This is a genomic window from Streptomyces sp. 71268, assembly GCF_029392895.1.
Classification (GTDB): Bacteria; Actinomycetota; Actinomycetes; order Streptomycetales; family Streptomycetaceae; genus Streptomyces.
Genome location: NZ_CP114200.1, coordinates 1,585,029 through 1,604,096 on the forward strand (window position 1 = coordinate 1,585,029; position 19,068 = coordinate 1,604,096).

The window sequence follows — 19,068 nt, forward strand, 5'->3', positions numbered from 1 at the left end:
CGGAGTCGACTCGTCGCCGGGCCGGGGCCCGCCGGCCTCAGACGACGGGCCACGGATAACGGGTGTCAGGCGGCGGGTGTCGGGCGGGCAGCGGACGGCCGGCGGTCGATGACAGGTAACGGCGAGGGAGCGGTCATGGCGCGCCCGCCCCGTGCTCAGCCCTGCTCGGCCCGTGCCGCCTTCTCGGACTGCTCCGCCTTCTTCGCCTTCAGGCGGACGGCCTCCTTGCGGACCTCGGCCTGCGTGGCGCGCTCGCGCTCCAGCCACTCGGGCCGCTCTTCCTTCAGCGCGTCGATCTGCTGCGTGGTGAGGGGCTCGGTGACGCCGCCACGGGCGAGGCCCGAGACGGAGACGCCCAGCTTGGCCGCGACGACGGGGCGCGGGTGCGGGCCGTTCTGGCGCAGGTCGCTCAGCCACTGGGGCGGGTCGGCCTGGAGGGCGTTCAGCTCGGTGCGCGAGACCACGCCCTCCCGGAATTCGGCGGGGGTGGCCTCAAGGTACACACCCAGCTTCTTCGCAGCGGTGGCGGGCTTCATGGTCTGGCTCATGGATTAAGGGTAACGAGCCGATGCGCACGCGCTGACCACGAGGGTTCGCCACCGCCTGCGGCCTCCCGTGGGTCGGTCGGCGACTACGGCCGGTAGTCTGGCGAGGTGACAGGCTCGGCAGACTCTCCCGCGTTCCGGCTCGCCTACGTACCCGGGGTGACGCCCTCGAAGTGGGTGCGCATCTGGAACGAGCGACTGCCTCACATCCCCCTCACCCTCACCCAGACGCCGGCCGCCGAGATCTGCGGGGCCCTGCGCGGGGGTGAGGCCGACGCGGGGTTCGTCCGGCTTCCGGTGGACGGCGACGACCTCAGCGCGATCCCCCTCTACGAGGAGACGACGGTGGTCGTCATCCCCAAGGACCACCTCTTCGCGGCGGCCGACGAGGTGACCGTGGCCGACCTCGCCGAGGAAGTGGCGCTCCATCCGCTGGACGACACCCTGGGCTGGGAACAGCCGCCGGGGCTCCCCGCCCGTGAGCGCCCCGCCACGACCGCCGACGCCGTCGAACTGGTGGCGGCGGGCATCGGCGTACTGATCGTCCCGCAGTCCCTGGCCCGGCTGCACCACCGCAGAGACCTCACGTACCGCACGATCACGGACGTGCCTACCTCCCGCGTAGCGCTGTCGTGGCCCCAGGAGGCCACGACGGACCTGGTGGAGGACCTCATCGGCATCGTCCGCGGCCGTACGGTCAACAGCACCCGGGGCCGCCGCACCGAGCCCGAGCCGAAGGCCAAGCGCCCGGACAAGACCGCCACGCGCCGGCAACAGCCCGCCGGGGGCAAGGGCGGCGGCAGGGGCGCCGGCAGGTCGGCGGGCAAGCCGTCCGCCAAGAACCCCCGCCGCGGCTCCGGCGGCCCCAAGGGCGGCAAGCCCCGCCGCAGGCCGTAGCGCCTGCGGGGGCCAGGGGGCGGGGAGGGGCGGCTTCCCTCCACCCGCGAGCGGACCACTTCCAGCGGGCAGCCCCTCGACAGGCCTCAGCCCACCCAACCACCGCGACGTGCAACCCGCACACCAGGACGGGCCGGACTCAGTGCCTTGGCAAGGCCGCCGTTCGACGGTTGGTGCGCTCACCCAAGCCCCCACGTCGCCCTCCTCAGGCCACGCGACCCAGCCACAGCACGTCCCGGGCCCGGGTCATCGCCACGAAGAGTTGGCTGCGCGCGAGTTCCGCACGCTCCCGTGCCGTTTCTTGTCCCGCCGCGCCACCCGACTCGGCGGCCCGCGCGCCGTTCAGCGGGGCGACGTCGTGCTGCGGCAGGTACACGCGTTTGAACTCCAGGCCCTTGGCCTTGCGGTAGGTGCCCAGCTTGACCGCGTCGACGGGGTTCCCGTCGTAGTGCTCCAGCAGGCACACCGGGAGCTGCGCCCCGGTGAGTAGCCGCTGGTAGTGGGCGATGGCCCGCTTGGAGGGGCACAGCACGGCGGCGTCGGCGAGCGCTTGCGCTGGCAGGTCACGCAGGGCGTCCAGCAGGGCCCGGTCGTGCTCGGCCACGGTCGGCTTCGTGACGCGAACCACTTCTCCGTCGTGGTAGGTGACGTCAACGTCCCGACGGCTGGGGCTGCGCAGACCGTCGATGTCCTCGAACGCGTCGTCGGCGACGACCCCGAGTGCGGCGTCCAGGATCTGCTTGCTGTTGCGGTAGTTGGTGCGCAGAACCTGTCCGCGATCACCGCGGATGTCGATGCCGGCGTCGACGAGTCGGAAGCCGCCCGGATAGACGGCCTGTTGGCCATCGCCGACGAGCAGCAGCCCGTTGGGGGCGTCGCCGACCAGGGCGTGCAGGAGGCGGACTCCGACGAGGGTGAGGTCCTGGACTTCGTCCACGATGACGGCCGCGTACCGGGGACGGTCGGTGTGCCGGCTCGCTTCTGCCAGGGCGAGGGAGAGGACATCGTCGAAGTCGTGCACGCCGCGCTCGTTGCGCAGTGACTCGTACCTCTCGTACAGCGCCCACACCGCCTGCCGGTGGGCCCGGCGCAGGATCGCGCGGCGGCGGCGTCGGGGGACGGTCGCGTACTCCTCGAACGTGGTGATGCCGCGGCCCTTGATGACGTGGGCGATCTCGTCGCGCCAGTAGTCCGCCGCGGGGTCTATCTCCGCCAGGCGGCTGTCCCGCCCGACGTGTTTCCAGGCGAGGCTGAAGGCGGTTTCGGCCTTCTTCCCGTGCAGCCGGACGCTCACGCCGCGCTCCCGGAGGAAGTCCTGCGCCCAGGAGTGCAGACTGCTGAAGTCCACCCGGTCCGCGACGGCCGGGGACATCGCCCTGAGGAACGTGCCTTGCACCCGGGGCAGGTTGTTCGCGAACGTGACATACAAGACCCGGCCATCGGTGCGCCGGGCGAGGTGGGCCGCGCGGTGCAGGCCCACGACCGTCTTCCCCGTACCCGCCGGACCGCTGATGCGCGCCGGGCCCGACCAGTTGCGGCGGACCAGCGCCACCTGATCGGGGTCGAGGAACGTCATCCACTGCTCGATCGGGGCCCGCATGGCTTCTTCCAGTGCCGCGTCCCGCAGGCCCCGGAGGTCGAACAGGCCGTCCGGCTCGGCCTGTCGGGCCTGCTGTTGCTGGACGGTGGGGCCCTCCTGTTCCACCGTCGACCCCGCGTAGTCGGGAAAGACCCGTTCCAGGTGGTCGGCGAACGCGCGCACCGACTCCGTACGCAGTCTGCGGTTCTCCGAGAGCAGCGCCGAACCGATCTCGTGTTCGCCGAGTAGCCGGACCCTGCCGATCTCGGCGTCGACCCGGTGCCCGGCGAAGACCATGAGCGGTTGGACCGCCACCGGGGACATGCCGAGCGACGCGACGGCGCTCTCGGCCGCCTTCGTGACCGCGAGAAGCTTCACCACGTGCTCGTCACGCGGCTCGCCTCCGGCGTGGAGCTGGCCGCCGACAATGCGCGGAGCGGATCGCCAGTTCTTCACGTCGATGACGAAGACCCCGCCGGGTCCCACCATCAGCATGTCCACGTTGGCGGTACGGGTTCCCGGCCACCGCCGGTCCACCAGCAGCCGCCAGCCGCGCTCGGTGAGCACCAACAGTTGTGCGGCCACGCGACGTTCGCCGTCACTCGCCGCTTCCCACTGGCGCGCCCGCCGACGCGCTGCCTGCCACTGTTCGCGCAACAGCCGCTCCTGCCGCCGCGCCTCCTACGCCCGTCGCGAAGCCGACCAGCCTGCCGCCATTTCCAGTCCCCCCTAGGCGGTTTCGTTTGGATCAGCGGGCGGACCAGAGGAAGATGCCGGCGATGTGGAGTCCGGCGAGGTAGATGGTCGCGGTCTTCTCGTAGCGGGTGGCGATGCCGCGCCACTGCTTCAGGCGGTTGATGCACCGCTCGACGGTGTTGCGCTGCCTGTACGCCTCGCGGTCGAAGGCCGGAGGTCTGCCGCCTGCCTGTCCGCGCTGCCGCCGGTTGGCCTGCTGGTCGGCCCGTTCCGGGATCACCGCGCGGATGCCGCGTCTGCGCAGGTGACTGCGGATCGCGCGGGAGGAGTACGCCTTGTCGGCCAGGACCAGGTCCGGCCTGGTGCGGGGCCGTCCAAGAGGGCGGGGAACGCGCAGGCGGGCCATGACGTCCGTGAAGGCGGGTGCATCTCCGGCCTGTCCGGCGGTGAGGACGAACACCAGCGGCCGGCACCGGCCGTCGGCCGCAAGGTGGATCTTCGTGGTCAGTCCGCCGCGGGACCGGCCGATGGCGTGATCGTCCGGCTCGCCGGCCGGGGCCCCTTTTTACGGGCCCCGGCCGCATGCTGGTGGGCCCGCACGATCGTGGAGTCCACCGAGACGGCCCGGCTGACGTCTTCGTCCGCATCGGCTTGGGCCACCAGGGCGGTGAACACCCGCTCCCACGTGCCGTCGACGGCCCACATCCGCAGCCGGTTGTAGACGCCCCGCCAGTTGCCGTACTTCTCCGGCAGGTGCACCCACTGGGTACCGGTCTGGAACTTGAAGGCGATCGCGTCGATCACCTCACGATGGTCCCGCCAACGGCCACCCCGTTGCGGCGTCCGGTCGGGGAGCAACGGCTCAATCCGCGCCCACTGCGCATCAGTCAACGGCACACCCGGACCAACGACTGACTGATCCAAACGAAACTGCCTAGGACCTGTCGTCAAATGTCACGCCCACATCAGGAGTGATGCGAGGGTGACGGCTGCTTCGTAGGACTGGGCGGTCTTGTCGTATCGGGTGGCGATGCGCGCCACTGTTTCAGGCGGTTGAAGCACCGTTCCACGACGTTGCGGTGCTTGTAGACCTCGCGGTCGAAGGCCGGCGGGCGGCCTCCGCGGCTGCCGCGCCGGGACCGGTTGCGGACCTGGTCGGCCCGCTCGGGAATCGTGTGCGGGATGCCGCGGCGACGGAGCCAGGTACGGATCGCTTTCGAGCTGTAGCCCTTGTCGCCCATGACATGATCGGGTCGGGTGCGGGGTCGACCGGGTCGGATCCGGGGCACCCGGATCGCTTCCATCACGGCGGTGAACTGGGCACAGTCGTTGGTGTTCCCGCCCGTCACGAGGAAGGCGAGAGGACGGCCCCGACCGTCGCAGGCCAGGTGAATCTTGCTGGTCAAACCGCCTCGGGAGCGGCCGAGTGCCGGGTCTTGGAGCCCCCTTTTCGGGCCCCGGCCGCGTGCTGGTGTGCCCGGACGATGGTGGAGTCGACCGACACCAGCCACTCGATGTCACCCGCCGCGTCCGCCTTGGCCTGGGCGGCCCGCAGCATCCGGTCGAACGTCCCGTCCGCCGCCCACCTGCGAAAACGCGTATGCAGCGTCGCCCACGGACCATAGCGCTCGGGCACATCCCGCCAGGCCGTCCCGGTCCTGAACTTCCACACGATCCCATTCAGGACCCTGCGGTCGTCCAGCCGCTTGCGTCCCCGCAACGACTCGGGCAGCAGCGGCCGGACGAACTCCCACTCGGCATCGGACAGTTCATGGCGACGTATCACGACACCATGATCCACCAGACAAGATCATTTGAAGACACCGCCTAGAACGCGGAGTGACGATGATAGGACGGTCCGCCATTGAGGCGGCAGGGCGCGCACCCGCCGGCCCGGGCGCTACCACCGCGTTCGGTACGCCTCCGCACACCCTGAGGCCACCCCTCCGCGCCGCGTCGTGCTCGCCCTCGTGGCCAGGGTGAGCCTTGGCCTCGTATCGGGGGAAGAGGGCCTTTTCAGCCGCAATGGCCGCGATGGGCGTGGCGGCCGTCGTCGGCGCCACGGCCGCCATGGGCGGCACGCGGCACCGCGTGCCGCCCGCGCGCGGGGTCCTGGTGGGCGGGAAAGAGGGTCCGCAGGTGTGAAAACCCCCGGGTGCGTCTACTCGTAGAGGCATGGACGACAAGAACCCCGATCCGGACCCGCGGACGACACCGGGTCTCGAACCCGGTGGGTCGGTGCCTCCCGGGGAGACGCCGCCCGCCGAGGGCAGCACCCCCGACGCCGGGCCCGAGGAGACGCACAATCCGACGACCGGATGGGCCAAGGCACCGGTGTTCCTGATCGGGCTGCTGGTGTTGGCCGCGGTGGTGTACTTCGTCGCCCGCATCTGGCTCCAGTGACACCGCCGCGCGGGCCCCGTGGCCGCCCCTGCCGCCCCCGGGCCACGGGCGGCCGGCGCCCGAAACGTGCCCGGGCGTGGGCCCGGCCCGCCTTCGGCGCGCGTGGCGGCCACGACCCGAGTCCGTCGATCCCCGAGGACCGCGCATGAGCGAGCACCGGATCACCGTCGTGGTGATCACCCACAACCGCCGGGCCGAACTCCTGCACACCCTGGAGCGGCTCACCGCGCTGCCGGAGCGGCCACCGGTGATCGTGGTCGACAACGCCTCGACCGACGGTACGGCCGCCGCGGTACGGGCCCACCGGCCGTCGGTGCGGCTGGTCGAGCCCGGTCGGAACCTGGGGGCGGTCGGCCGGAACCTGGCCGCGCGCCTGGTCGGCACGGACTACATCGCCTTCTGCGACGACGACTCGTGGTGGGAGCCGGGCTCCCTGACGGCCGCGGCCGACCTGCTCGACGCCCACCCCGGGCTCGCCTCCGTCACCGCGCGCATCCTCGTCCACCCGCCGCTGACCGACGGGGGCGAGCCGGCGGGGGAACCGTTCGAGGACCCGATCGTCAGCGAGCTGCGCGACTCGCCGCTGGAGGGCCCGGGCTGGCTGCCCGGCCCGGCGCTGGGGTCGTTCCTGGCCGCCGCCACCGTGCTGCGCGCCGACGCCTTCCGCGCGGCGGGCGGCTTCTCGCCACGGCTGTGGCTCGGCGGCGAGGAGGAGCTGCTCGCCGCCGACCTGGCCGCCCGTGGCTGGTGGCTCGCCTACGCGCGGGAGCTGACGATCCACCACCGGCCGTCCGCGAGCCGCGACGCGCGGCTGCGCCGCCGCCACGGGATCCGGAACACCCTGTGGTTCGCCTGGCTGCGCCGCTCGGCGCCGGCCGCGCTGCGCCGTACCGCCCACCTCGCGGCGACGGTGCCGCGCGACGCGACCTCCGTGCGCGCCGTGGGCGAGGCGCTGGCCGGGCTGCCCTGGGTGGTCCGCGAGCGCCGGCCGCTGCCGGCCTCGGTGGAGCGCCGCCTGGCCCTCCTGGAGGCGCCGCAGAACGCGTCGTCGGCCCGCCGCTACGTCGGCTGACCGGCGGGTTCCAGCAGCGCACCGACGACGGCCGGTGCCGGCCCCAAGGAGTTGACCCGTGCCCCGAACCCTGCTGACCGGCTGGTTCAGCTTCCTGCACGGCGAGGTCACCGCGGGTGACCTGCTCGTCGCCGACGTGGTGCGCGACGCGCTGCGCGGGGCGTCGATCCCGTACGACACTGCCTGGTCCCCGACCTTCCGGCCGGCGGGGTTGCACCTGGAGAACGTGGACCCGGCCGCGTACACGCACCTGGTCTTCGCGTGCGGGCCGTTGCACTCGCGGCGCCCCCCGGTCGACGGCGTCCCTGCGCCGCTCCTCGACCTGCACCGGCGCTTCGCCGACTGCCGGCGCATCGCCGTCGGGGTGTCCGTGGTGGATCCGGCCGACCCGGCGGTCACCGGGTTCGACGTGGTGTTGGCGCGCGACGAGGCGGCGGCCGCGGGTGCGCCGGATCTGAGCCGGCACGCGCCGCCGCCACGGGTGGTGCCGGTGGTCGGCGTGGTGGTGACCGAGGGCCAGCACGAGTACGGCGCGCGCCGGCGCCACGAGGAGGTGGCGCGGGTCATCGAGGCGTGGGCCGGCGGGCTCGACGCCGCGCGGCTGCCGCTCGACACCCGGTTGGACGCCGACGACTGGCGGCTGCCGGCCAGCCCGGACCAGGTGCACGCGGTCTTCGCCCGGCTGGACGCCGTGGTGACCACCCGGCTGCACGGGCTGGTGTTGGGGCTGCGGGCCGGGACGCCGGTGTTGGCCGTCGATCCGGTGGCGGGCAGCGCGAAGGTCAGCGCCCAGGCCGCGGCGCTCGGCTGGCCGATGGTGCTGCCGGCCGAGCGGGCGACGGCGGCCGAACTCGACCAGGCGCTGGACTGGTGCCTGAGCCCGGCCGGGCGCGCCCGGGCACGGGAGCTGGCCCACTCCGCCGGCGCGCCCACGGACCCGGGCCTCCTCGCCGACCTGCTGCGCCACCTCGCTCCTGGTCAGGAGTGACGGGTGGCCGGGCGTGGCGGGCGGCGCGTCCCGCCCGCCAGGGCGCTGGCCCGCCACGGCGCGGGCCCACCGCCCCTACGCGGGGCTCAGCGCCGCTGCGCGGGCCCGGGACCCGCGCGGTCCGCGCTCAGGCGGCCTGGCCCAAGGCGGCCTGGGAGCCGACGGACGGGCGCGGTGCGAGCCGGCCGGCCTCCCAGGTCGTGAGCAGGCGGGAGCGGAGCAGGGTGCCCGCGCCCACCGCGCCGGCGACGAGCAGTCCGCCGACGACCAGGGCGCCCCGGGCCCCGGCGAACTCCATCAGCAGGCCGAGCAGCGGCGGGCCGACCAGGCCCCAGCCGGTGCTGGCGCTGCGCCACACGCCGAGTACCCGGCCCCGCATGTACGGCGGCGGGTCGGTCTGCAGGACGGTGGTCCCGGCCGTGTCGGAGACGGATTCCACCATGGCCATCGGCAGCACCAGCAGGAGCAGCAGGAACAGTGAGGGGGAGAACCCGGCGGCGATCTGGAGCACCGCGCCGGCGGCGGTCAGCGTGCCGACCAGTCGTACGGAGGGGTTCTGCATGCGGCCGGCGAGCACGGCGCCGGCGATGCCGCCCACGGCCAGCACCGTGGAGACCGTGCCGAAGTCGGCGGCGCTGCCGTGCAGCGCGCCGGTGACCAGCACCGCGAGCGTCAGCCCGTAGTTGCGGCCGAAGATGGCGCCCAGGCCCGTGATGACGGCCAGCGCCACCAGGCGCGGCCTGCGCAGGAAGAAGGACAGCCCCTCGCGGGCGGTCATCCGCGCCGCGGCGCTCTCCTTGGCCGCCTGGTCCACGGACGCCGTCCGGTCGGAGGCGGTGTCCGGCTCCGCCGGCTCGGGCGGCGCGAAGCGCAGGAAGGGGATGACGGCGGCGACGAAGAGGAACGACAGCCCGTTGGTGACGTAGGCCGCGGCGGTGCCGAACACCCCGATGGCCACGCCGGCCGCCGCCGTGCCGACGAGGCGGCCGACGCTGTGCACGACCGAGCCGAGGGCGATGGCGGACGGCACGTCCTTCCTGGCCACCAGGTCGTTGCCGAGCAGGGCGGTCGCCGGGCCGTCGATCGTGGCGACCAGACCGGTGACGACCGCGAGGGCCATCAGCAGCCCCACGTTGAGCTGGTCGCAGGCGACCAGTACGGCGGTGGTGAAGGCCACGGCGCCAAGCACGGCCTGGCTGACGGCGGCGGTCATCCTCCGGGGCCAGCGGTCGACCGCCGCGCCGCCGAACACGCCGAGCAGCAGCCCGGGCCCGGCCTGCGCGGAGAGCGAGAGGCCGGTCGCCGCGGCGGAGCCGGTGACCTGGAGCACGAGCAGGTTCTGCACGGTGAGCTGCATCCAGGTGCCCGCGTTGGACACCAGGTTGGCCAGCGACCACCAGCGCATGCTCGGGTAGCGCAGGCAGCGCCAGGGCGAGCGCTCGGGCGCCGCGCCCCGGTCGCCACGGCCCAGCGCGCCCCGGCGCCCGAGGCGGGCGCGGGCGCGCTCCGTACGGGAGGGGGCGTGCGCGGGGGCGGGCGTGGCGTCGGGGTCGGCGACGGCGCGGGCCGTGCCGCGGGGGTCGTCAAGGCTCGCGTCGGGCGCCGGGGCGGGCGCGGGCACGCGGGCGAGAGCGGAGACAGAGAGGGACACGTCGGCACGTTTCGTGAAGAGCCCAGCAGGCTCGGAGAACGGACTCGGGTGACGGGGCCCGCCGTGCGGTCGTGGCCGCGGCGGCCGGGCTGCTGCTGTGCGTGGGACGGAATCGATCGGTCCACCGCGCTCAGCGAGGGCCCCACTGTCACAGACGACGGCGGCCCGCCGCTGTGACCCGGACCTCCCTCTCGCCGGCGCAGGGGCCGGTACCCCCGCGTTTCCGGGGACTGAACGGGTGCGTGCCCTTGGTCACAAGGCCCGTCGGGGTGGTTGCGACCGCCCGCACGAGGCCCCGCCGACCAGCCCCGCGACCCACGGCACGCGGCACCTGACGCGGCGCCGCGTGCGTCCGGGCGTACGGGCGTACGCACGGCGGTACGGGGTGGCGTACGACCCGCCTACGCACCGTTATCCCCGTGAGACGCATCGCGACTCACCCGCTTGGCCCGCGTGAACCGTGTGGGGCGGGTACTCCGGCAGGCATGAAGGCACTCGTGATCAACTGCACCCTCAAACCGACCCCCGCCCCCTCCAACACCGAGGCGCTGGCCGCCGTGGTGGTGGCGGAGTGCGCTCGCCGAGGGGTGCCGTCCGAGGTCGTACGGGCGGTCGACCTCCAGCTCACCCCCGGCGTCGAGCGGGACATGGGCGGCGACGACCAGTGGCCGACCGTGCACGAGCACATCCTCGCCTCGGAGATCCTCATCATCGCGTCGCCCACCTGGCTCGGGCGGCCCTCGTCGGTGGCGCAGCGGGTCCTGGAGCGGATGGACTCGATGCTCAGCGAGACCGACGACGCCGGCAGGCCGGTGGCGTTCAACCGGGTCGCGGGCGTCGTGGTGACGGGCAACGAGGACGGCGCGCACCACGTGATCAGCGAGATCAGCGGGGCGCTGGTGGACATCGGGTTCACGGTGCCCGGCCAGTCGTGGACGTACTGGCACCTCGGGCCCGGGCCCGGGCCCGACTTCCTGGACGACGAGCGTGGGCACGACTGGGCGCGGTCGACCGGCAAGGCCATGGCCGCGAACCTGATCGGAGTAGCGGAGGCGCTCAGCGTCCGGCCGCTCGGCCCGCCGCCTTCCTGAGCGCCGGCCGGCCGCCGTCCCGGCTCCGCGCGCCGCCGGCGCGGCCCGCCGCGTGCCGCTCGGACCGGGGTGGGGCGATCCGGCAGTGTCGCGCGACACATCCACTCATGTCAGTCTGAAAGCTGTTTAGGCCCGTTTGTTGGGGTTTTTCGCCTCGCGCGACGACACCCTCAGCATGCACGAGCACCATGCCCGGGCCGGCCGTCACCCCCGCGACCGGCCAATCCGCCCGGCACCGAAGGAGGGCACATGAACACCTCTGTCGCACCCCGCTGGCGCCACGCCGTCGTCACCGGAGGCGCCGGCTTCGTCGGCTCTCACCTGTGCGCCGCGCTCCTTGACCAGGGCACGGAGGTCACCTGCATCGACGACCTCAGCACCGGGGCGCGGCAGAACATAGCGCCCTTCCTCGGCAGCCAGCGGTTCACCTTCCAACGCGCCAACGCCTGCCGGCCATTGGAGGTCGACCGGCCGGTGGACCTCGTCCTGCACTTCGCCTCCCCCGCCTCCCCCGCGGACTACCTGCGGCTGCCCGTCCACACGCTGGAGACCGGCAGCCTGGGCACGCGCAACGCGCTCGCCCTGGCCCGCGACCACCAGGCGCGCTTCGTGCTGGCCTCCACCTCGGAGGTCTACGGGGACCCGCAGCGCCACCCGCAGAGCGAGGACTACTGGGGCAACGTCAACCCGGTGGGCCCACGCAGCGTCTACGACGAGGCCAAGCGCTTCGGTGAGGCGCTGACCACCGCCGAGGCGGGGGTGAACGGCGTCGACACCGGCATCGTGCGGCTGTTCAACACCTACGGCCCGCGCATGCGCGGGTACGACGGCCGGGCCGTGCCCACCTTCATCCGGCAGGCGCTGGCCGGCGAGCCGCTCACGGTCACCGGGGACGGCCGGCAGACGCGTTCGCTGTGCTACGTGGACGACACCGTGCGCGGCATCCTCGCCGCCGCCGCGTCCGACCTGCGCGGCCCGGTCAACCTCGGCAACCCGGTCGAGATCACGATGCTCGAACTCGCGCACCTGGTCGTTGAGTTGGCCGAGTCCCGGTCCACCGTCCGGTTCATCGAACGGCCCACCGACGACCCGGCCGTGCGCTGCCCCGACATCACGTTGGCCCGCGGCAAGCTCCAGTGGGAGCCGCGCGTCACCGCGCACGAGGGCCTGCGCCGCACCATCGGCTGGTTCCGCCAGCGGCTCGCCGCCTGACCGGCCTGCCGGCCACCGCCCCGGCCGTTGCCCCCCCCGCCGACCCGGCGACACCGTCGCCTTCGCCGAAAGGCCCCCGGTCCTATGCGCGTTCTGGGAATCAACGCCCTCTTCCACGACCCCGCAGCAGCCCTCGTGATCGACGGTCACACCGTCGCCGCCGCCGAGGAGGAACGCTTCTCGCGCCGCAAGCACGGCAAGCGCCCGGTGCCGTTCGCGGCCTGGGAGATGCCCGAGCACGCCGCGCGGTGGTGCCTGGCCCAGGCCGGGCTGCGGCCCCAGGACCTGGACGCGGTCGCGTACTCCTTCGATCCCACCCTGGCCCGCCCCGCCGACACCATGGGCCTCGACGACCCGTGGGACCACCTGCGGCTCGCCTACGCGCGGGAGGCGCCGGGCTTCCTGAACTCCGCGCTGCCCGGACTCGACCCGGACATCGTGCGCTTCGTCCCGCACCACATGGCGCACGCCGCCTCCAGCGCCTTCGGCGCCCCGGGCGCCGACTCCTCCTCCGTGCTCGTGCTCGACGGCCGTGGCGAGCGCACCTCGCACCTGGCGGCCCGCCGCGTCGGCGCGCACCTGGAGCCGCTGTACGGGCAGGAGTTGCCGCACTCGCTGGGCCTGGTCTACGAGGAGCTGACCGAACACCTGGGGTTCCTGCGCTCGTCGGACGAGTTCAAGGTGATGGCGCTCGCCTCACATGGCCGCCCGCGCGTGCTCGGTGAGCTGCGCCGGTACGTGCACGCCACCGGGGACGGCGGGTTCCGCGCGGCGGGCGTGCCCTGGCACGAGCTGTGTCCGCCGCGCCGGCCGGACGAGGCGTGGACCCAGGACCATGCCGACGTGGCCGCCAGCGCCCAGGCGTGCCTGGAGGAGACGCTGCTCGACCTCGCGCGCTGGCTGCACGGGCACACCCACGACGAGGTGTTGACGCTGGCCGGTGGCGTGGCCCTGAACTGCGTCGCCAACTCCCGGATCGCCCGCGAGGGCCCGTTCGACGCGGTGTGGGTACAGCCGGCCGCCGGCGACGCGGGCACCGCGCTGGGCGGCGCGCTGCTGCTCAGCGCCGAACGGGGTTCCGCCCCGGACCCGATGCCCGGCGCGGCGCTCGGCCGAGGCTGGTCGGACGCCGAACTGGAGGCCCGGCTCAAGACGGCGGCCGTGCCCTACGAGCGCCCCGACGACGTCGCGGAAACGGTGGCCGAGGCGTTGGCCGACAACGCCGTCGTGGCCTGGTTCCAGGGGCGTTCCGAGTACGGCCCGCGGGCGCTCGGGCACCGCTCGCTGCTGGCCCACCCGGGGCACGCCGGGAACCTGGAGCGGCTCAACGACGTGAAGGGGCGCGAGCAGTTCAGGCCGGTGGCGCCGATGGTGCTCGCCGAGCGGGCGCCCGACCTCTTCGACGGGCCGTTGCCCAGCCCGTACATGCTCTTCGTGCACGACGTGGCGCCGGAGTGGCGCGAGCGGATTCCGGCCGTGGTGCACGTGGACGGTACCGCCCGCATCCAGACCGTCGACGCGACCACCGAACCGCTGGTGGCCCGGATGCTGGCCGCCTTCGAGCGGCGCACGGGACTGCCCGTGGTCGTCAACACCAGCCTCAACACGGCCGGCCGGCCCATGGTCGACGACCCGCGCGACGCGCTGGAGTGCTTCGGCTCCGCGCCCGTCGACCTGCTGGCCATCGGGCCGTTCGTGGTGCGCCGCGGGGACTTCTTCGCGGCGCGGCGCGACGAGGCGGCGGCCTCGGCCGGGCAGAGCTCGTACCGCCAGGGCTCCTACGAGCCGACCGCCGGCGCCGACGACGCCGCGGCGCTGGCCGACGACGCCGCGCCACCCGACTGGGCCGCCCACGGGCCCGCCCGCTATCCCACCCCCGACCACCAGGGAGGCAGCCGATGAGCGGCGCCGACGCGACGCCGCCGTACGCGGTCGTCATCCCGACGCTGGGCCGGCCCAGCCTGACGGCCTGCCTGCGGGCGCTGGCCGACGCGGGCGAACCCGGGCCGAGCCGGATCGTGCTGGTCGACGACCGGCCGCCGGAGCTGTGTACGGCGCTGCCGGTGGCGGTGCCCGACGTGCTGCGCGACCGGGTCGAGATCGCGTTCGGCTGCGCGGGCGGGCCCGCCGCGGCGCGCAACATCGGCTGGCGTGCCGCCCGCGAGCCGTGGGTGGTCTTCCTCGACGACGACGTCATCCCCTCCCCCGGTTGGGCCACCGCGCTCGCCGCCGACCTGGCCGCCGCGACGCCCGGCACGGCCGCCGTCACCGCCCGGATCGCCGTGCCACTGCCCGCCGACCGCCGGCCGACGGACTGGGAGCGCGGCACCGCCGGCCTGGCCACGGCGCGTTGGATCACCGCCGACATGGCCTGCCGCACCGCCGCGCTGCGGGCGGTGGACGGCTTCGACGAGCGGTTCCGGCGTGCCTTTCGCGAGGACGCCGACCTGGCGCTACGGATGGTTTCGGCCGGCTGGGAGATCGCGAGCGGCCGTCGCACGACCACCCATCCGGTGCGGCCCGCCGACCGTCTGGTGTCGCTGCGCGCGCAGGCCGGCAACGCCGACGACGTGCTGATGACCCGGCTGCACGGCCGCTCCTGGTGGCGGCGGGCCGACGCGCCGCGCGGCAGGCGCCCCGCGCACCTGGCGGTGACCGGCGCCGCGCTGGCCTCGGTGGCCTGCGCGCTGGCCGGCCGCCGCCGGGCCGCCGCCGGCTGGGCCGCGCTGTGGGGCCTTGGCACCACCGAGTTCGCCTGGGCCCGTATCGCGCCCGGGCCGCGCACCGGGGCCGAGGTCGCCACGATGGCGCTGACCAGCCCGCTGATCCCGCCGCTGGCCAGCTACCACTGGCTGCGCGGCCTCGTGCGCCACCGCGCGGCGCGCCCGCTGCCGCCCGGACGCCCGCCCACCGCCGCGCGCCAGCCGGTCCGGCCGCGCGCCGAGCGGGTGTAGCCGATGGGCATCCACACCAGTAACCCGCACGCGCCGCCTCCCCCCTGGCCCGTGCCCGAAGGCGCTCCCGACGGGCCGTGGATCACCCCGCGCGCCGGCGTGCCGCCCACCCACGTGCCGCGCGACGCGGACGACACCGGGCTGCCGCAGGCGGTGCTCTTCGACCGGGACGGGACGCTGGTCGTCGACGTGCCGTACAACGGCGACCCGCGGCGGGTGCGCCCGGTGCCGACGGCCGGGGCGGCGCTGGAGGCCGTGCGCGCGCTGGGCATCCCGGTGGGGGTGGTCAGCAACCAGTCGGGGCTGGCCCGGGGGCTGCTGACGCGCGAGCGGGTGAGCGCCGTGCACCGGCGGGTGGAGCAGTTGCTCGGCCCGTTCGACGTGTGGGCGGTGTGCCCGCACGGGCCCGACGACGGCTGCGGCTGTCGCAAGCCCGCCCCCGGCCTGGTGTTCGCCGCCTGCGAGCGGCTGGGCGCCGACCCCGCCCGCTGCGCGGTCATCGGCGACATCGGGGCCGACGTGGCGGCGGCCCGCGCCGCCGGCGCGCGCGGCGTGCTCGTGCCCACCCCGGTCACCCTGCCCGCCGAGACGGCGGCGGCCGACGAGCGGGCGAGCGACCTGCTGGCGGCCGTGCGGCTGGTGACCGCCCCGGCGCGACCGGCGGGAGGCGCCGCATGAGCGACCTGCCCCGCACCTTGGTCGTCCGCCTGGACAGCGCCGGCGACGTGCTGTTGGCCGGCCCCGCCGTGCGGGCCGCCGCGGCCGGCTCCTCGTACACCGCGCTGCTGTGCGGTCCGCTCGGCGAGCGGGCCGCGCGCCTGCTTCCCGGCGTGGACGAGGTGCTGGTGCACGAGGCGCCGTGGGTGGGCCTCGATCCCGCGCCTGTCTCCCCACGGCGGACCGCCGCGCTGGTGGACGCGGTGGCGGCCGGCCGCTTCGACCGGGCGCTGGTCCTCGTCTCGTTCCACCAGAGCCCGCTGCCGGCCGCGCTGTTGCTCAAGCTGGCCGGGGTGGGCTGGATCGCGGCGGACAGCGTGGACTACCCCGGCTCGCTGCTCGACCTGCGCCACCAGCGGGCGCCGCACCAGCACGAGGCCGAGGCCGGGCTCGACCTCGCCCGGGCGGCGGGGTTCGCGCTGCCCCCCGGCGACGACGGCCGGCTGCGCGTGCTGACGCCGCCACCGGCGGCGGCGCTGACCGGCACCGAGCCCTACGTCGTCTTCCACCCCGGCGCCGCCGTGCCCGCCCGCGCGCTCTCCCCCGAGCGGGCGGCCCGGGTCGCCGCCGCGCTGGCCGCCGCCGGGCACCGCCTGGTGGTCACCGGCGGCCCCGGCGAGCGGGCGCTGACCGCCCGGGTCGCCGGGGACCACGCGCTGGACCTCGGCGGGGCGACGGACCTGCGCCAACTGGCCGGCGTGCTGGCCGGGGCGCGGGCCGCCGTCGTCGGCAACACCGGGCCCGCGCACCTGGCCGCCGCCGTCGGCACGCCCGTCGCCTGCCTGTTCGCGCCGGTGGTGCCGGCCCGGCTGTGGCGGCCGTACGGGGTGCCGCACGTGCTGCTGGGGCAGCAGGACGCGCCGTGCGCCGACACCCGGGCGCGCCGGTGCCCGGTGCCCGGCCACCCGTGTCTGAACGGGGTGACCGACGCCGCCGTGGTCTCCGCCGTCGACGCGCTGGTCGGCGGCGGGCCGCCGGGGGGCCAACTCGCCACCGAACCCGACCGAGGGGCGACCGTATGAACATCCTGCTGTGGCACGTGCACGGCTCGTGGACCACCGCCTTCGTGCAGGGCCCGCACACGTACCTGGTCCCCGTGACCGAGGACCGCGGGCCCGACGGGCTGGGGCGGGCGCGCACCTTCCGCTGGCCGGAGTCGGTGCGCGAGCGCACCCCGGCGCAACTGCGGGACGACCCCGTCGACCTGGTGGTCCTCCAGCGCCCGCACGAGGAGGCGCTGGTCGAGCGGTGGCTCGGCGGGCGCCGGCCCGGCCGCGACATCCCGGCCGTCTACCTGGAGCACAACGCGCCGCACGGCAGCGTGCCGGACACCCGGCACCCGTACGCCGACCGCGACGACCTGACGCTGGTGCACGTCACCCACTTCAACCGGCTGTTCTGGGACAGCGGGGCGACGCCGACCACCGTCATCGAGCACGGCATCGTCGACCCCGGGCACCGCTACAGCGGCCACCTCGAACGGGCCGCCGTCGTCGTCAACGAGCCCGTCCGACGCGGTCGCACCACCGGCACCGACCTGCTCCCCGCCCTGTCCCGGGCCGCGCCGCTGAGCGTGTTCGGAATGGGCACCGAGGGTCTCGCCGACCACCTCGGGCTGCCGGCCGACCGCTGCCGCGCGGCCGACCTCCCGCAGGAGGCGCTGCACGACGCGATGGCCGCCTGCCGCCTGTACCTGCACCCGGTGCGCTGGACCTCGCTCGGCCTGTCCCTGCTGGAGGCCATGCACCTGGGCATGCCGGTGGTGGCGCTGGCCACCACCGAGGCGGTGCTGGCGGTGCCGCCGGGCGCCGGGACGCTGTCCACCCGGCCCGAGGAACTGGCCGAGGCGGCCCGCGGCTACCTCGCCGACCCGGCCGCCGCGGCCGAGGACGGCGCGCGCGCCCGACAGGCGGCGCTCGCCCGGTACGGACTCAAGCGCTTCCTCTACGACTGGGAGCAACTGACAGCGGAGGTGGTGGCCCGATGAACGCCGTCGAGCAGGCCCGTGGACTGTCCATCGCACTCGTCTCCGAGCACGCGAGCCCGCTCGCGGTGCTGGGCGGCGTGGACGCGGGCGGCCAGAACGTGCACGTCGCCCAGTTGGCCGGGGCGCTCGCCCACCGGGGCCACCGGGTGACCGTCTACACCCGCAAGGACGCGGCCGACCTGCCCAGCCGTGTGCTCCTGCGGCCCGGCGTGGAGGTGCGGCACGTGCCGGCCGGGCCGGACCGGCAACTCCCGAAGGACGAACTCCTGCCGTACATGGACGAGTTCGGCCACTTCCTGGCCCGCGACTGGCAGCGGCAGCCGCCGGACGTGGCGCACTCCCACTTCTGGATGTCGGGCCTCGCCGCCCTGGCCGCCTGCCGCGAGCTGGACCTGCCGCTGGCGCACACGTACCACGCGCTGGGCACCGTCAAGCGCCGCCACCAGCGCGAGAGCGACACCAGCCCGGCCGAGCGCGTGGCTTGCGAGACGGAGCTGGGCGAGGGCTGCGACCGGGTCATCGCCACCTGTCGGGACGAGGTCGCCGAACTGGTGGCGATGGGCGTGCCCGCGCACCGGGTGACGGTGGTGCCCTGCGGCGTCGACCCGGACCGCTTCACCCCGTGGGGCCCGGTCGCGGGTCGCGGCGGCCACCGGCACCTGCTGGTCCAGATCGGCCGCCTGGTGCCGCGCAAGGGCGCCGCCGTCTCCATCGCGGCCCTGGCGCACCTGCCCGACGCCGAGTTGGTCATCGCCGGCGGGCCGCCGCCCGAACGGGTGGACCAGGAGCCCGAGGTGCGCCGGCTGCGGGCGCTGGCCCGCGCGGCCGGCGTCGCCGACCGGGTGCGCTTCGTCGGGGGCCTGCCGCGCGCGGAGGTACCGGCGCTGCTGCGGGCGGCCGACGTGGTGCTGTGCCCGGCCTCGTACGAGCCGTTCGGCATCGTGCCGCTGGAGGCGATGGGGTGCGGCACGCCGGTGGTCGCCAGCGCCGTCGGCGGGCAACTGGACACCGTGACCGACCCGAGCACCGGCCGCCTGGTACCGCCGGGCGACCCGGCCGCCCTGGGGCGGGCCGTCGCCGAGTTGCTGGACAACCCGTCCCTGCGGGCCGCCTGCGGGGCGGCCGGGCGGCGGCGCGTGCTGACCCGGTACGGCTGGGGCCAGGTCGCCGCGGCCACCGAGGCCGTCTACCGGGAGACCCTGGCCCGCCGCCCGGCCGTGCCCAAGGTCGCCTGACCACCCGCCGGAACGCGTGTCCGGCGCCCGAACGAGACCGA

General features: G+C 75.0%; 15 protein-coding genes and 2 pseudogenes. 12 read left to right on the forward strand and 5 right to left on the reverse strand.

The annotated features are described in order from the left end of the window. Positions 1–155 precede the first annotated feature (155 nt). The gene (locus OYE22_RS05710; RefSeq protein WP_277319391.1) at positions 156–548 is read right to left on the reverse strand and encodes a DUF5997 family protein; all 393 of its coding nucleotides are present in this window, start codon (positions 546–548) and stop codon (positions 156–158) included. A 105-nt stretch (positions 549–653) separates the two neighbouring features. Between OYE22_RS05710 and OYE22_RS05715 the strand changes: the two genes are divergently transcribed. Beyond that, positions 654–1,442 (forward strand): LysR family substrate-binding domain-containing protein, encoded by a 789-nt coding sequence (locus tag OYE22_RS05715; RefSeq protein ID WP_277319392.1) that lies wholly within the window; start codon positions 654–656, stop codon positions 1,440–1,442. Between the two features lie 205 nt (positions 1,443–1,647). Here OYE22_RS05715 and OYE22_RS05720 read toward each other — a convergent pair whose 3' ends face one another. The 3 genes and pseudogenes from OYE22_RS05720 to OYE22_RS05730 form a co-directional block, all read right to left on the reverse strand. After that, entirely contained in the window at positions 1,648–3,678 is a 2,031-nt protein-coding gene (locus OYE22_RS05720; RefSeq protein WP_277319393.1) for a UvrD-helicase domain-containing protein, read from the reverse strand. 91 nt (positions 3,679–3,769) lie between these two features. Then, positions 3,770–4,641: pseudogene (locus OYE22_RS05725) on the reverse strand (IS5 family transposase). A gap of 30 nt (positions 4,642–4,671) precedes the next feature. Then, a pseudogene (locus OYE22_RS05730) lies at positions 4,672–5,500 on the reverse strand (IS5 family transposase). Positions 5,501–5,892: 392 nt separating this feature from the next. Here OYE22_RS05730 and OYE22_RS05735 point away from each other — a divergent pair. The 3 genes from OYE22_RS05735 (at position 5,893) to OYE22_RS05745 (ending at position 8,180) form a co-directional block, all read left to right on the forward strand. Further along, positions 5,893–6,120, forward strand: a complete 228-nt coding sequence (locus OYE22_RS05735; RefSeq protein ID WP_277319394.1) for a DUF6480 family protein — start codon at positions 5,893–5,895, stop codon at positions 6,118–6,120. 145 nt (positions 6,121–6,265) lie between these two features. Beyond that, entirely contained in the window at positions 6,266–7,192 is a 927-nt protein-coding gene (locus tag OYE22_RS05740) for a glycosyltransferase (RefSeq protein WP_277319395.1), read from the forward strand. Between the two features lie 58 nt (positions 7,193–7,250). Next, positions 7,251–8,180, forward strand: a complete 930-nt coding sequence (locus OYE22_RS05745) for a polysaccharide pyruvyl transferase family protein (protein ID WP_277319396.1) — start codon at positions 7,251–7,253, stop codon at positions 8,178–8,180. A 127-nt stretch (positions 8,181–8,307) separates the two neighbouring features. On the opposite strand, the gene OYE22_RS05750 is transcribed toward OYE22_RS05745, so the two are convergent. Next, the gene (locus OYE22_RS05750) at positions 8,308–9,585 is read right to left on the reverse strand and encodes an MFS transporter (RefSeq protein ID WP_277323999.1); all 1,278 of its coding nucleotides are present in this window, start codon (positions 9,583–9,585) and stop codon (positions 8,308–8,310) included. Between the two features lie 731 nt (positions 9,586–10,316). Here OYE22_RS05750 and OYE22_RS05755 point away from each other — a divergent pair. From OYE22_RS05755 to OYE22_RS05790, 8 genes are all read left to right on the forward strand, one after another. Further along, complete coding sequence (locus OYE22_RS05755) at positions 10,317–10,922, forward strand: NAD(P)H-dependent oxidoreductase (protein WP_277319397.1); 606 nt, start codon at positions 10,317–10,319, stop codon at positions 10,920–10,922. Between the two features lie 249 nt (positions 10,923–11,171). Beyond that, positions 11,172–12,134, forward strand: a complete 963-nt coding sequence (locus OYE22_RS05760) for an NAD-dependent epimerase/dehydratase family protein (protein ID WP_277319398.1) — start codon at positions 11,172–11,174, stop codon at positions 12,132–12,134. Between the two features lie 84 nt (positions 12,135–12,218). Further along, positions 12,219–14,036, forward strand: coding sequence for a carbamoyltransferase C-terminal domain-containing protein (locus OYE22_RS05765; RefSeq protein ID WP_277319399.1), 1,818 nt, complete (start codon positions 12,219–12,221; stop codon positions 14,034–14,036). Next, complete coding sequence (locus OYE22_RS05770) at positions 14,033–15,088, forward strand: glycosyltransferase (RefSeq protein ID WP_277319400.1); 1,056 nt, start codon at positions 14,033–14,035, stop codon at positions 15,086–15,088. Before OYE22_RS05765 ends, OYE22_RS05770 begins: the two co-directional genes overlap by 4 nt. A gap of 99 nt (positions 15,089–15,187) precedes the next feature. Continuing rightward, entirely contained in the window at positions 15,188–15,766 is a 579-nt protein-coding gene (locus OYE22_RS05775) for an HAD-IIIA family hydrolase (RefSeq protein WP_277324000.1), read from the forward strand. Further along, positions 15,763–16,827, forward strand: coding sequence for a glycosyltransferase family 9 protein (locus OYE22_RS05780; RefSeq protein ID WP_277319401.1), 1,065 nt, complete (start codon positions 15,763–15,765; stop codon positions 16,825–16,827). Before OYE22_RS05775 ends, OYE22_RS05780 begins: the two co-directional genes overlap by 4 nt. Beyond that, complete coding sequence (locus tag OYE22_RS05785; protein ID WP_277319402.1) at positions 16,824–17,792, forward strand: glycosyltransferase; 969 nt, start codon at positions 16,824–16,826, stop codon at positions 17,790–17,792. The genes OYE22_RS05780 and OYE22_RS05785 overlap by 4 nt, the downstream gene beginning before the upstream one ends. Beyond that, positions 17,789–19,027 carry a glycosyltransferase gene (locus OYE22_RS05790; protein WP_277319403.1) on the forward strand — a complete coding sequence of 413 codons (1,239 nt, stop codon included), beginning with the start codon at positions 17,789–17,791 and terminating at the stop codon, positions 19,025–19,027. Before OYE22_RS05785 ends, OYE22_RS05790 begins: the two co-directional genes overlap by 4 nt. Positions 19,028–19,068: the final 41 nt, after the last annotated feature.

What these genes read in the sequence shown, in the direction of transcription:
- OYE22_RS05710 (WP_277319391.1), bottom strand. Translation starts at nt 548, where the DNA reads ATGAGCCAGACCATGAAGCCCGCCACCGCTGCGAAGAAGCTGGGTGTG.
- OYE22_RS05735 (WP_277319394.1), top strand. Translation starts at nt 5,893, where the DNA reads ATGGACGACAAGAACCCCGATCCGGACCCGCGGACGACACCGGGTCTC.
- OYE22_RS05740 (WP_277319395.1), top strand. Translation starts at nt 6,266, where the DNA reads ATGAGCGAGCACCGGATCACCGTCGTGGTGATCACCCACAACCGCCGG.
- OYE22_RS05750 (WP_277323999.1), bottom strand. Translation starts at nt 9,585, where the DNA reads ATGCGCTGGTGGTCGCTGGCCAACCTGGTGTCCAACGCGGGCACCTGG.
- OYE22_RS05755 (WP_277319397.1), top strand. Translation starts at nt 10,317, where the DNA reads ATGAAGGCACTCGTGATCAACTGCACCCTCAAACCGACCCCCGCCCCC.
- OYE22_RS05760 (WP_277319398.1), top strand. Translation starts at nt 11,172, where the DNA reads ATGAACACCTCTGTCGCACCCCGCTGGCGCCACGCCGTCGTCACCGGA.
- OYE22_RS05765 (WP_277319399.1), top strand. Translation starts at nt 12,219, where the DNA reads ATGCGCGTTCTGGGAATCAACGCCCTCTTCCACGACCCCGCAGCAGCC.
- OYE22_RS05770 (WP_277319400.1), top strand. Translation starts at nt 14,033, where the DNA reads ATGAGCGGCGCCGACGCGACGCCGCCGTACGCGGTCGTCATCCCGACG.
- OYE22_RS05780 (WP_277319401.1), top strand. Translation starts at nt 15,763, where the DNA reads ATGAGCGACCTGCCCCGCACCTTGGTCGTCCGCCTGGACAGCGCCGGC.
- OYE22_RS05785 (WP_277319402.1), top strand. Translation starts at nt 16,824, where the DNA reads ATGAACATCCTGCTGTGGCACGTGCACGGCTCGTGGACCACCGCCTTC.
- OYE22_RS05790 (WP_277319403.1), top strand. Translation starts at nt 17,789, where the DNA reads ATGAACGCCGTCGAGCAGGCCCGTGGACTGTCCATCGCACTCGTCTCC.